Source organism: Paraburkholderia dinghuensis (assembly GCF_003837865.1).
Classification (GTDB): Bacteria; Pseudomonadota; Gammaproteobacteria; order Burkholderiales; family Burkholderiaceae; genus Paraburkholderia; species Paraburkholderia dinghuensis.
Genome location: NZ_RQIS01000025.1, coordinates 52,155 through 64,479, shown reverse-complemented (window position 1 = coordinate 64,479; position 12,325 = coordinate 52,155). Strand labels below are relative to the sequence as shown.

Here is a 12,325-nt window from a genome sequence, read left to right as displayed (position 1 = left end):
AAGCGTCGAGCTTACGGGTACCGCGACGAGGAGTACTTCTTCCTCAAAATCCGCGCCGCGTTCCCCGGTAATCGTCGATGAACCTTTTTTTCGGGTGATTCAGGCGCGGTGCACCGGGCACACAGAAAAACGCCACGGCGTTTCAGGCCGTGGCGTCTGCGTGGTGGTACGGCGCGCCGGGCGCTGACGTCAGTGCTTGCGGTGCGGGCAGTTTTCCTTCGTGCACCCGCCGTAGAGTGCGAGCGCGTGTTCCTGCAGCTTGAAGCCGCGCTCGGCGGCGATCGCCTGTTGGCGCTTTTCGATTTCGGGGTCGAAGAACTCCTCGACGCGCCCGCAATCCAGGCAGACGAGGTGATCGTGATGGCTGCCCTCGTTCAGTTCGAAGACCGCCTTGCCCGATTCGAAGTTGCTGCGCGTGAGCAGTCCGGCCTGCTCGAACTGCGTGAGCACGCGGTAGACGGTGGCAAGCCCGATGTCGAGTTCCTCGTTCAGCAGATTGCGATAGACGTCTTCGGCGGTGAGGTGACGCACCGGGCTGTGTTGGAAAATTTCCAGGATCTTGAGTCTAGGCAGGGTTGCCTTGAGCCCGATATTCTTGAGATCGGCTGGATTGGTCATGACGAGTAGTCCCTGGAGTACAATGCTGGGTTCTAATGGTAATGCGGTTTGCTGTTCCGGTCATCTTTGGCAGAAATTCAGCGGTTTCAATAGTTAATCGACACAGTTATTCGACAGTAGGCGCGGCTTCGCGACAAGCCCGCACGGTGAGGGAAATGATTCCAGAATCCAAAACGATCGGTCGGGGCGGCCGTCTTTCGAGCGCCCTGGCATGCGCCCTGCTGGCCGCAGCAGCACTTTCGGGGCTTTCCGGCTGCTCGACTTATGACAGCCTCACGCAGCGCGTCGCACAGAAGATCACGCCGTACCGTATCACGATCGTCCAGGGCAACTTCGTGTCGAAGGAGGCCGCGGCCCAGATGCATGTGGGCATGTCGCGCGCCGAGGTGCGCCAGTTGCTCGGCACGCCGCTCCTGACGGATATGTTCCACGACAACCGCTGGGATTACATCTTCTATTTCAAGCGCGGCTCGACCGCGGTGGTTCAGCAGCGTGACTTCACCGTGATGTTCGAAGGTGACCGTGTCGCGAGCTGGTCCGGCGGCGACGACCTGCCGTCGAACCTGGAACTGCTCGCCGAAATCGACGGCGACCGCTCCGGCAAGAAGAGTGCCGCCAAGCCGGCGACCCCGGCCGTTGCCGCGGCGGCGGCCTCGGAAGCCGCTGCTGCAGTCGGTCCGACTGTCCCCGATACCGCGCGCACGCCGTCGTCGGATCTTGGTACCGACACGTCCGCGCTGCCGCTCGACGCCAACGCGCAAGCCGCTGCCGCTGCGAACCGCGCCACGGACGCGGTGCAGATGCCGGCCAAGGTGACGCCGTCGGTGCGTGCGAACGCGCCGCTGTCGGCCGCGATGCCGCCGAACGGCGGCACGATGCCGTCGCAGGTTCAGCTCCAGCGTAAGCCGCAGCCGCAGGTCCAGGGCTACGAGCCGAACCCCGTCGGTCCGACCACGGGCGCGCAGGGTACCGGTAACACGGACACGCAGCCGCCGGCACCGAGCGGATCGCTCACGGCACCGCCTCCTGCACCGGCCTCGGGTACGGGCGACTGATCGGGCGGTCCGTTAGTGATACAAGGTGAAGCGCGCGGGCTGGATTGCGCTTCGCCTACTGTCGGCGGCTTCGGGCCGCCGTGTTTTTTTTCGCAGCACCGGTTTCATTGCCGGCGCTGCGCCAACGTTGCCGGAGCACTCATGAAAATCGCAATCGCCGGGGCGTCGGGCCGCATGGGCCGGATGCTCATCGAAACCATCCTGAATTCGCCCGATGTGACGCTGTCGGGTGCGCTGGAGCGAAAGGGCTCGGCGGCGGCCGGCCAGGACGCCGGCGCGTTCCTCGGCAAGGACACCGGCGTGCGCATCACGGACGACATCGACGCCGTGTTCGAAGCGAGCGATTGCCTGATCGACTTCACTCGCCCCGAAGGGACGCTCGTGCATCTGGAGGCCGCGCTGCGCCACAACGTCAAGATGGTGATCGGCACGACCGGATTCGACGCGCAGCAGAAGGCGCAGCTCGCCGCCGCCGCGGAAAAGGTTGGCATCGTGTTCGCTGCGAATATGAGCGTCGGCGTCAATGTCACGCTCAAGCTGCTCGAGTACGCGGCGCGTTTCTTCGCGACCGGCTATGACATCGAGGTCATCGAGGCGCACCACCGCCACAAGGTCGACGCGCCCTCGGGCACGGCACTCGCGATGGGTGAGGCGGTCGCGCATGCGCTCGGCCGCAGTCTGGACGACTGCGCCGTCTACGGGCGCCATGGCGTGACCGGCGAGCGCGATCCGTCGACCATCGGGTTTTCGGCGATTCGCGGCGGCGACATTGTCGGCGACCATACCGTGCTGTTTGCCGGTATCGGCGAGCGCATCGAGATCACGCACAAGTCGTCGAGTCGCCAGTCTTATGCGCAGGGCAGCGTGCGCGCGGCGCGCTTTCTCGAAGACAAGTCGCGCGGGCTGTACGATATGCAGGACGTGCTCGGCCTGCGCTGAGCGCACCGTCGCAAACCGAACCCGGTGCCGGGGTCGGACAATCGGTTGAAAATCGGCTGAATAACCGGATTACCGGATAGCGAGGTCAGATGGCAACGGGTACCGGAGTCATTCACTATCTGCAGACGAGCGACGCCGTCACGCACGCGGTGGCGTGGGTCTTGCTCGCGATGTCGGTCGCGAGCTGGTGCTTTCTGATCGTCAAGGCTTCGCTGCTCGTGCGTGCGAAACGTCAGGGGCCGCGTGCGATCGCGCAGTTCTGGCAGGCGCGCACGCTTTCCGAAGGCGTCGCGCTCATGCGGCGCGCCGACCGGGAGCGTATCTTTCTGCCGCTGGCCGAAGCGGCGCTCGCAGCCGCCGAGGCCGACACATCCGGTGTGCTGCTTGCCAGGGTCGATCGCAGCGAGCGCGTGTTGCGGGCACTACGCACCGCGTTGCTGGCGTCGCAGCGGCGGCTTGAATTCGGGCACGTGCTGCTCGCGTCGGTGGGCAGTACAGCGCCCTTCGTCGGTCTGCTCGGCACCGTGTGGGGCATCTATCACGCGCTCGGCAGCATCGCGGCGAGCGGGCAGGCCATGATCGAGAACGTCGCCGGTCCCGTGGGCGAGGCGCTCATCATGACGGCCTTCGGTCTCGTCGTCGCCATTCCGGCCGTGCTCGCCTATAACGTGCTCGGGCGGCTCGCGCGCCAGCTCGGTGACGATCTCGACGGCTTCGCGCACGATCTGCACGCCTACGTCTGCCCGCCCGCAGGCACCGCGCCGCGGCGCCAGGCGGCGCTCGAATCGGACCCCGACTGACAGCGTTCGCGCGAAGAAGGAGCATCTGATGGCATTCGGCGGACTCGAACGGAAGCGCGACTCGGCGCCGATGGCGGATATCAACATGACGCCGCTCATCGACGTCATGCTCGTGCTGCTCGTCATCTTCATCATCACCGCGCCGCTCTTCACGCACGCGATCCGGCTCGACCTGCCGCAGGTCGCAGCCGCGCCTGCGCGGCAGACGCCGCAGACCGTCGCGCTGTCCATCGATGCCGCCGGCAAGGTCTACTGGAATGGCCAGCCGATCTCCCTCGACGAGATGCGCGCACGCTTCACTGCCGCCGGCAAGGCGGCCGAGGACGCCCAGCCCGATCTGCAATTGCGGGCCGCACGCGACACGCGCTACGAGGTGATCGCGCAGGTCATGGGCGCGGCGCAGCAGGCGGGGATTGCGCGCATCGGCTTCGTGACCGAGCCGCCGCCCGACGGCAAGCAGTGAGCGCGTCGCCGGTGCTGCGCGCTTCTTGCATCGGATAGTGGTCCTGGCGCGCTTTGCAGCAGTCCCTGGGGCGTCGGGGTGTCCTCTTCGCAGGCGCGAATCCCATAAGGCGGAAAACGCGGGCAGCTCGACGGTATAATCAACGTTTCCCTGTAAAAAGGGCCCAGAAAAGCCGCCGCTACCAGCCGGTTCCACGAACCGCCGGCTTCGGTGCATCCGGCACCGAATCAGCCAGAATCTGCGTCCCCCATCCACACCATGCTCGAAAAATACGTTCCCTCCGACGTCGAATCCGCCGCCCAAGGCGAATGGCGCGACAGCGACGCTTACCGGACGGCCGAAAAGGCCGACAAACCCAAGTTCTATTGCGTCTCGATGCTGCCGTATCCGTCGGGCAAGCTGCACATGGGTCACGTGCGGAACTACACGATCAACGACGTGATGTACCGCTATCTGCGGATGAACGGCTACAACACGTTGATGCCGATGGGCTGGGACGCGTTCGGTATGCCCGCCGAAAACGCCGCGATGGCCAACGGCGTGCCGCCCGCGAAGTGGACCTACGACAACATCGCGTACATGAAGGGCCAGATGCAGTCGATGGGTCTCGCCATCGACTGGTCGCGTGAAATCGCCACCTGCAAGCCCGACTACTACAAGTGGAACCAGTGGCTGTTCCTGAAGATGCTCGAGAAGGGCATCGCGTACAAGAAGACCGGCACGGTGAACTGGGACCCCGTCGATCAGACCGTGCTCGCCAACGAGCAGGTGATCGACGGCCGCGGCTGGCGCTCGGGCGCGCTCGTGGAAAAGCGCGAAATCCCGATGTACTACCTGCGCATCACGCAGTACGCCGATGAACTGCTGAACGATCTCGACGGCCTCGGTTGGCCCGAGCGCGTGAAGATCATGCAGCAGAACTGGATCGGCAAGAGCTTCGGCGTGAACTTCGGCTTCCCGTATGAACTCGACGGCGAGAAGAAGCTGCTGCGCGTGTTCACCACGCGCGCCGACACGATCATGGGCGTGACCTTCTGCGCGGTCGCGGCCGAGCACCCGCTCGCCACGCGTCTCGCGCAAGGCAAGCCGGACCTGCTGGCGTTCATCGACGAATGCAAGAGCGGCAGCGTCGCAGAAGCCGATGTCGCGACGATGGAAAAGAAGGGCGTCGCAACGGGCTTCACCGTCACGCACCCGATCACGCGCGAAGAGGTGCCGGTGTGGATCGGCAACTATGTGCTGATGTCGTATGGCGAAGGCGCGGTGATGGGCGTGCCGGGCCACGACGAACGCGATTTCGCGTTTGCGAAGAAGTATGACCTGCCGATCCAGCAAGTGATCGCAGTGGAAGGCGAGACCTACTCGCTCGACTGCTGGCAGGAGTGGTACGGTGACAAGGAACGCGCGGTCTGCATCAACAGCGGCAAGTTCGACGGCCTGAGCTACGCGGCGGCAGTCGATGCCGTCGCGGCAGACCTCAACGCGCACGGCTTCGGCGACAAGCAGGTCACGTGGCGTCTGCGCGACTGGGGCATCTCGCGCCAGCGCTACTGGGGCACGCCGATCCCGATCATCCATTGCCCGAGCTGCGGCGACGTGCCGGTGCCCGAGCAGGACCTCCCCGTGGTGCTGCCGGAAGACCTCGTGCCGGACGGCACGGGCAACCCGCTCGCGAAGTCCGAAGCATTCCTGAACTGCAAGTGCCCGAAGTGCGGCGCCGATGCGAAGCGCGAAACCGACACGATGGACACGTTCGTCGATTCATCGTGGTACTTCTACCGCTACGCCGCGCCGGATGCTGCGACCATGGTCGACGAGCGCACCGACTACTGGATGCCGATGGACCAGTACATCGGCGGCATCGAGCACGCCATTCTTCACCTCTTGTACTCGCGCTTCTGGGCGAAGGTTTCGCGCGATCTCGGCCTCGTGAAGTTCGGTGAACCCGCGAAGAACCTGCTCACGCAGGGCATGGTGCTCAACGAGACGTTCTACCGCGAGGATGCATCGGGCAAGAAGACCTGGTACAACCCGGCCGACGTCACCGTCACGCACGACGACAAGGGCCGTCCGATCGGCGCGACGCTCAACGCTGATGGCCAGCCCGTGGTGCTGGGCGGTGTCGAGAAAATGTCGAAGTCGAAGAACAATGGTGTCGATCCGCAGGTGCTGATCGACCTGTACGGAGCGGACACCGCGCGTCTCTTTACGATGTTCGCGGCACCCCCCGAGCAGCAGCTCGAATGGTCGGGCGCGGGCGTGGAAGGCGCGAGCCGCTACCTGCGTCGCGTGTGGTCGTTCGGTTTTGCGAACGCGCAAGCGATCAAGGCACGCGAGTCGTTCGACGCCGCCGCGTTGACGGACGTCGAAAAGACGTTGCGCCGCGAAGTCTACGGTGTGCTCAAGCAGGCCGATTTCGACTACCAGCGTTTGCAGTACAACACGGTCGTCTCGGCCGCGATGAAGATGCTCAACGCGATCGAAAGCGCCAAGGGCGCCGGCGCGGGCGTGCAGCGCGAAACGTTCGGCGTGCTGCTGCGCGTGCTGTATCCGGTCGTACCGCACCTCACGTATCGTCTGTGGCAAGAACTCGGTTACGCCGACGAATTCGGCACGCTGCTCGACGCGCCCTGGCCGAAGGTCGATGAAAAGGCGTTGGAGCAGGCTGAGATCGAACTCGTGCTGCAGGTGAACGGCAAGGTGCGCGGTGCGGTGACGGTCGCGAAGGACGCGGGCAAGGATGTGATCGAAGCTGCGGCCCTGGCGCATGAAGCGTTCGTGAAGTTTGCGGAAGGTCGTGCGCCGAAGAAGGTCATCGTCGTGCCGGGCCGTCTCGTGAACGTGGTGGTCTGATTCAGCCTCATCCGATGCGTAGAGGGTGGCACGTGTCGCGTGCCGCCCACGCCCCGAACCTGTCGCGAACCCGGGAGCTCATGTGATTCGCAGATCGTTTCTGTTACTGGCAGGCAGCGCGCTGATGCTCTCGGCGTGCGGATTCCAGCTGCGCGGGCAGCAGGACTTTGCGTTCAAGCGCCTCGCCATCGTCGGCGCGACGCCGCCGGTCACGGCGCGCATCACGCGCCTCGTCGAAGGGGGGAGCGATTCGGTGGTGGTCCAGTCGGTGTCCAACGCCGACGCGGTCCTGCACATTACCGAAGGGCGCAACTTCAGTACGCTCACGCTCAACCAGCTGGGCGTGGTCCAGGAGTATCAGGTCAACCTGACGCTCAACTACACGTTGACGGCGCCCGACGGCTCAGTGCTCATCCGGCCGAGCGCGATCGCATTGAACCGCGCGATGACATATAGCGACCAGTTCTCCACGGCGAAGGTGACGGAATCCGACCTGCTGTTCGCGGACATGCAGAAGGACGCCGTCGACCAGCTCATGCGCCGGCTGGGTGTCCTGAGAACGCTGCACCCGACGCCGGAGCAGGTCGTGCCGGGCGTGGCGCCTGGTGCGCCGCTTCCGCCGCCGCCGCTCTGATGCATTCTCTCCGTCCCGATCAGACGTAAGCGCTATCCATGCAACTGCGACTCGACGCACTCGAACCGCACCTCACGAAAGGGCTCGCCGGGCTCTACGTCGTCTATGGCGACGAGCACCTGCTGGCCCAGGAGGCGTGCGACCGCATTCGCGCGGCCGCGCGCGCGGCGGGCTACACCGACCGGTCGGTGTTCACCGTCGAACGCGGTTTCGACTGGAGTTCGCTGCTCGGAGCAAGCCAGTCGATGTCGCTTTTCGGCGATCGCCAACTGGTCGAGTTGCGCATTCCCTCGGGCAAGCCAGGCAAGGAAGGCGCGGACGCGCTGAAGACGCTCGCTGGATCGGCAAATCCGGACGTGCTCATGCTTGTCACGCTGCCGCGTCTGGACGCAGCGACACAGAAATCGGCGTGGTTCACGGCGCTGGCCGACAGCGGGGTCGCGCTGAAGGTCGATCCCGTCGAACGCGCGCAATTGCCGAACTGGATCGGCCAGCGTCTCGGACAACAGGGCCAGCGCGTAGCGCCCGGCGAGGACGGGCGGCGCGCGCTGCAATTTGTCGCGGAGCGTGTCGAGGGCAACCTTCTCGCGGCACATCAGGAGATCCAGAAGCTCGGCCTGCTCTATCCCCAGGGCGTGCTGAGCTTCGAGCAGATTCACGACGCCGTTCTCAACGTGGCGCGCTACGACGTCTTCAAGCTCAACGAAGCGATGCTGACCGGCGACGCGGGCCGGCTCGCGCGCATGCTCGACGGTTTGCGCGGCGAAGGTGAGGCTTCCGTGCTGGTGCTTTGGGCGGTCGTCGAGGAGATCCGTACGCTGCTGCGCGTCAAGCGCGGCATCGCAGCGGGTAAGCCGCTCGCGATGTTGTTGCGCGAGAACCGTGTCTGGGGGCCGCGCGAGCGGCTGATCGGCCCGGCGCTGTCGCGCCTCACCGAGCCGGCGCTGGAGCGCGCGCTCGTGCTGGCGGCGCGGCTGGACCGTCAGGTGAAGGGACTTGCGGCGCAGGCGCGCGGCGAGTGGCGAAACGCGCTGCCGCCGGACGCGTGGGACGGGCTCTTCGAACTCGCGATGACTGTTGCTTCGCCACGCGATGCGCTCGCCTCAGCGCAGCCGTCTGCTGCTGGGGCCGTGCGCGGCGCGACGGGTCCAGCGGGCCGCGCCTTGCCGGGCGGCCGACCGCCGTCCGCAGGGCCGGTGCGCCGGCCAGGCTGAGCCGCCACGGCTCGCCCGGCCAACCGACCGGCGCCTGCTTCCAGCCATCCGACGGGGCTTTTTCGCCGCGCGGCCCGCGCTTCGCGACGCTGCCGCGCCCGCCGGGCAGGCCAGGCAGACCCTACGCGCTGGCCTTACAATCAACTTTTCCTGAATACGGCTGCGCACGCACGACGCGCCGCATCACGACAAACATCATGGATATCGACCAGTACATGACCGACCTCGGCCGCCGCGCCCGACAGGCCTCGCGCGCGATGGCCCGGGCGTCGACCGCCGCGAAGAACGCCGCGCTCGAAGCGGTGGCCACAGCCATCGAGCGCGAGACGCAGCAACTGAAGGACGCGAACGCACGCGATCTCGCGCGCGCAAAGGAGAAGGGTCACGACGCCGCATTCATCGACCGCCTGACGCTTTCGGACAAGGCGCTTCGGACGATGGTCGAAGGTCTGCGCCAGGTCGCGGCACTGGCCGATCCGATCGGTGAGATCAGCAACCTCAAGTACCGCCCGAGCGGCATTCAGGTGGGGCAGATGCGCGTGCCGCTCGGCGTGATCGGCATCATCTACGAATCGCGGCCGAACGTGACGATCGACGCCGCGGCGCTGTGCCTGAAGTCGGGTAACGCGACAATCCTGCGCGGCGGTTCAGAGGCGCTCGAGTGCAACACGGCGCTTGCGAAGTTGATCGGCGAAGGGCTCGCGGCTGCAGGGCTGCCGCAGGACGCGGTGCAGGTGGTTGAGACCGCCGACCGCGCGGCGGTGGGCAAGCTCATCACGATGACCGAATACGTCGACGTGATCGTGCCGCGCGGCGGCAAGAGCCTGATCGAGCGCCTGATGGCCGAGGCGCGTGTGCCGATGATCAAGCATCTCGACGGCATCTGCCATGTCTACGTGGACGACCGCGCCGATATCGCGAAGGCACTCACCGTCTGCGATAACGCGAAGACGCACCGCTACGGCACCTGCAACACGATGGAGACGCTGCTCGTCGCGCGCGGCATCGCGCACGAGGTGCTGCCGCCGCTCGGCCGTCTCTATCGCGCCAAGGATGTCGAATTGCGCGTCGATCCGACTGCACGCGCGATTCTCGCCGATGCGGATGTCGGCCCGCTCGTGGACGCCATCGAAGAAGACTGGCGCACCGAATACCTCGCCCCCGTGCTGGCGATCAAGGTGGTGGACCACCTCGACGACGCCATCGAGCACATCAACACATACGGCTCGGCGCACACCGATGCGATCGTTACCGAAGACCACGACCGTGCGATGCGCTTCTTGCGCGAAGTGGATTCGGCGAGCGTGATGGTGAACGCCTCGACGCGATTCGCGGACGGCTTCGAATTCGGCCTGGGCGCAGAGATCGGCATTTCGAACGACAAGCTGCATGCGCGCGGGCCGGTCGGGCTCGACGGTTTGACGTCGCTCAAGTATGTGGTGCTCGGCCACGGCGAAGGGCGGCAATAATCATCAGCGTCGCATGCTCCGGCGTGCGATGCTTCCTCTCTCTCACGACCGCTTGAGCGCACTGATGCCGCTTGCGCGTTTCACTGTCGGGCTCTCGTCAAACAAGAAGGCACACCGATGCTCTGGGTAAAGACGTTTCACATCGTACTGATCGCATCCTGGTTCGCAGGCCTGTTCTACCTGCCGCGCATCTTCGTGAATCTGGCGATGGAAACCGAGCCCGCCGCAGTGAAGCGCCTTCTTTTCATGGCGCGCAAGCTGTACCGTTTCATGACATTGATCGCTGTGCCCGCGCTGCTATGCGGACTGTGGCTATGGCTCGTGGTGGGCATCGGGCAAGGGCAGGGATGGATTCACGCGAAGGTCGCCGTGGTCGTACTGCTCATCGTTTATCACGCGTACTGCGGACGCCTCCTGAGGACGTTCGAGCGCGGCGAGAATCGCCGTTCCGACAAGTGGTATCGATTCTTCAATGAACTGCCGGTGCTCGGCATGCTGGCGGCCGTGGCGCTTGCCGTGATCAAGCCCTTCTGACCTGCATTTCCCTTCCACGCGGGCGGCTCAGATACCGCCCGTCGCCTTGCGGTGCTTGTGTGTCGACACCAAGCGCCATCCCTCCCGCGCGCTGCGCGCAGTCATCCGTAACCGAAACCTGAGCGGCTTGCGGCCGCACGCGAGCGTATAGCGGTCCATCCCGCTTACGATGGTCACGTCACCCGCGAATACTACGCACGGGTCGTTGGTTTATGACCGGTTGTCGGTGGTAGCCGCCTGCATCCACTGAAACACGAGCTACTGGATATTCGGACTGTCGCCGGCTGTTGGCATGCCGGTGAGCGCCGTTGTCGCGAATACGCCGCCACGGTTGAGTCGATAAATGGGGATCATGATTTTTATTTCGCATTACATACAAATTTCAGGCTGCGTGCAGGCTTGGAGGCACGTAATTGTTTTCCCGCGGGGATTGGGATCATAACCGTCACGATGGCGCTCAGTTAGAGGGATGTTGTGCCAAATTGCCGGGCGATGCAGCGCCGTTGGCGATGGGCGGATGCTGTGTGGGTCACCGCGATTGGGATTCGTAAAAGATGGTCTGATTTTTGAAAAAACGGTTCGACTGAAATTATGGGTTATTTACTTTAAAAATTGGTCTATGCGGTTCGAGATTCTGGGAGCAAATGAGGTGTCGATTTAATTTTAAGGAAATTATCAGGTTAAGTATTTGTTGTTGAAATTTAGAAAAACTAATTTTTGGCTTGCGCAGGCAGCCACCTATCCAAACTACGCCGAGCCACGTCGTATGGCGCCAACATCGTGATTTCCTGAAATGCTTTGACCTCGCACGACGCTCGTGTGCCTTGCCTCCACTCCCGACTGATAGCGCGCAATCGTTTCGGAGTTCTCTTATGTTCGCGCGAATTGCAGATACATAAAGTCGCGTGTGCATAGAGGGTCGATTTACGGCAATGCGTCGGTGCTTCATCTGATTCTGTCAGCGTTGTTTATCCGCGTTGTGGTTGATTTAAGTCGCTGAGCGTAAGAAGCCCGTGAATGCTCCTTTAAACGAAGTAGCGGCCGGACCCGCTTTCCGGGCCCGGCCGCTTTGCGACTGCGTGTCCCCACGCGGGCGTCATCTGGTTGGTATTCGGTCTTTAATCAGGGCAAAAGATGAACAAGGCATATAGGTCAGTCTGGAACGAGGTTACAGGTGCATGGGTCGCGGTGCAGGAGAATGCGACGGTAAGGGGAAAACGGTCGTCGTCGCGGGCAGCGAATGTCCTGAATGCGGCTGTGATACTTGGGGCGGGTTCGTTTGCCGCGAGTGCTGCGCACGCTGGTCCGACGTGCGACCCAGCCAATGCTTTGTTGACAGGTTGCGACACATCGACGACGGCGTCGAGCGGGTCTGGTGTAGATGCCACCGGCCGGACATGGAGTTTCGACAATGCCAACGTATACCAAAGGGTGAACGGCTTAAACGACGGCGCGGGCTCGACGGGGGTCTCCGATCCGGCACAGGCGGCCTCGGCCGGAGCGATTGCGATCGGCTCGCAGGCGTATACAACCGGCACGGCTGGGGTAGCGCTGGGCGTACAGGCGTACGCCCAAACGGACGATTCTGTGGCACTGGGTGCGGGATCGGTCGCGAACCAGGCAAACACGGTGTCCGTGGGTACTGACGGCACGGTTTCCTATCAAGCGAGGGACAACAAGGGCAACCTCATCGCCACGATCCAGAACCAGGCGAACACGCGCCGCATCGTGAATATGGCGGCCGGC

Annotated in this window: 11 protein-coding genes and 2 pseudogenes; 12 read left to right on the top strand and 1 reads right to left on the bottom strand. The window is 64.0% G+C overall.

The genetic code is table 11. From position 1 onward, the window contains the following. Nucleotides 1-187 (top strand): hypothetical protein (locus D1Y85_RS27350; protein ID WP_221410338.1); only part of this gene is annotated, 187 nt, incomplete at its 5' end. A gap of 2 nt (nt 188-189) precedes the next feature. Here the strand turns inward: D1Y85_RS27350 and fur are convergent. After that, nucleotides 190-618 (bottom strand): ferric iron uptake transcriptional regulator, encoded by a 429-nt coding sequence (fur, locus tag D1Y85_RS24690; RefSeq protein WP_124153704.1) that lies wholly within the window; start codon nt 616-618, stop codon nt 190-192. A gap of 155 nt (nt 619-773) precedes the next feature. On the opposite strand from fur, the gene D1Y85_RS24685 reads away from it, so the two are divergent. From D1Y85_RS24685 to D1Y85_RS27765, 11 genes and pseudogenes are all read left to right on the top strand, one after another. Further along, on the top strand, nt 774-1,673 hold the full coding sequence (locus tag D1Y85_RS24685) for an outer membrane protein assembly factor BamE (RefSeq protein WP_124153703.1): 900 nt from the start codon (nt 774-776) through the stop codon (nt 1,671-1,673). Between the two features lie 141 nt (nt 1,674-1,814). Next, complete coding sequence (gene dapB, locus D1Y85_RS24680) at nt 1,815-2,612, top strand: 4-hydroxy-tetrahydrodipicolinate reductase (RefSeq protein WP_124153702.1); 798 nt, start codon at nt 1,815-1,817, stop codon at nt 2,610-2,612. A gap of 89 nt (nt 2,613-2,701) precedes the next feature. Continuing rightward, the gene (locus tag D1Y85_RS24675; RefSeq protein ID WP_124153701.1) at nt 2,702-3,412 is read left to right on the top strand and encodes a MotA/TolQ/ExbB proton channel family protein; all 711 of its coding nucleotides are present in this window, start codon (nt 2,702-2,704) and stop codon (nt 3,410-3,412) included. A gap of 28 nt (nt 3,413-3,440) precedes the next feature. Beyond that, nucleotides 3,441-3,875 (top strand): ExbD/TolR family protein, encoded by a 435-nt coding sequence (locus D1Y85_RS24670; RefSeq protein ID WP_124153700.1) that lies wholly within the window; start codon nt 3,441-3,443, stop codon nt 3,873-3,875. 258 nt (nt 3,876-4,133) lie between these two features. After that, a complete protein-coding gene (gene leuS / locus D1Y85_RS24665; RefSeq protein ID WP_124153699.1) occupies nt 4,134-6,728 on the top strand; it encodes a leucine--tRNA ligase in 2,595 nt (864 codons plus the stop codon). 82 nt (nt 6,729-6,810) lie between these two features. Further along, a complete protein-coding gene (locus D1Y85_RS24660; RefSeq protein WP_124153698.1) occupies nt 6,811-7,362 on the top strand; it encodes an LPS-assembly lipoprotein LptE in 552 nt (183 codons plus the stop codon). A gap of 38 nt (nt 7,363-7,400) precedes the next feature. After that, the gene (gene holA, locus D1Y85_RS24655) at nt 7,401-8,576 is read left to right on the top strand and encodes a DNA polymerase III subunit delta (RefSeq protein ID WP_124153697.1); all 1,176 of its coding nucleotides are present in this window, start codon (nt 7,401-7,403) and stop codon (nt 8,574-8,576) included. A gap of 197 nt (nt 8,577-8,773) precedes the next feature. Further along, nucleotides 8,774-10,045: a glutamate-5-semialdehyde dehydrogenase gene (locus tag D1Y85_RS24650; protein ID WP_124153696.1), complete on the top strand. Its 1,272-nt coding sequence runs from the start codon at nt 8,774-8,776 to the stop codon at nt 10,043-10,045. Nucleotides 10,046-10,162: 117 nt separating this feature from the next. After that, the gene (locus D1Y85_RS24645) at nt 10,163-10,579 is read left to right on the top strand and encodes a CopD family protein (protein ID WP_124153695.1); all 417 of its coding nucleotides are present in this window, start codon (nt 10,163-10,165) and stop codon (nt 10,577-10,579) included. Nucleotides 10,580-11,713: 1,134 nt separating this feature from the next. Further along, a pseudogene (locus tag D1Y85_RS28160) lies at nt 11,714-11,845 on the top strand (ESPR domain-containing protein); the annotation flags it as partial. Between the two features lie 165 nt (nt 11,846-12,010). Beyond that, nucleotides 12,011-12,325, top strand: a pseudogene (locus tag D1Y85_RS27765) (hypothetical protein); the annotation flags it as partial.

Bases quoted from the DNA above. Each gene is read 5' to 3' on its own strand.
- fur (WP_124153704.1), bottom strand. From the start codon at position 618: ATGACCAATCCAGCCGATCTCAAGAATATCGGGCTCAAGGCAACCCTG.
- D1Y85_RS24685 (WP_124153703.1), top strand. From the start codon at position 774: ATGATTCCAGAATCCAAAACGATCGGTCGGGGCGGCCGTCTTTCGAGC.
- dapB (WP_124153702.1), top strand. From the start codon at position 1,815: ATGAAAATCGCAATCGCCGGGGCGTCGGGCCGCATGGGCCGGATGCTC.
- D1Y85_RS24675 (WP_124153701.1), top strand. From the start codon at position 2,702: ATGGCAACGGGTACCGGAGTCATTCACTATCTGCAGACGAGCGACGCC.
- D1Y85_RS24670 (WP_124153700.1), top strand. From the start codon at position 3,441: ATGGCATTCGGCGGACTCGAACGGAAGCGCGACTCGGCGCCGATGGCG.
- leuS (WP_124153699.1), top strand. From the start codon at position 4,134: ATGCTCGAAAAATACGTTCCCTCCGACGTCGAATCCGCCGCCCAAGGC.
- holA (WP_124153697.1), top strand. From the start codon at position 7,401: ATGCAACTGCGACTCGACGCACTCGAACCGCACCTCACGAAAGGGCTC.
- D1Y85_RS24650 (WP_124153696.1), top strand. From the start codon at position 8,774: ATGGATATCGACCAGTACATGACCGACCTCGGCCGCCGCGCCCGACAG.
- D1Y85_RS24645 (WP_124153695.1), top strand. From the start codon at position 10,163: ATGCTCTGGGTAAAGACGTTTCACATCGTACTGATCGCATCCTGGTTC.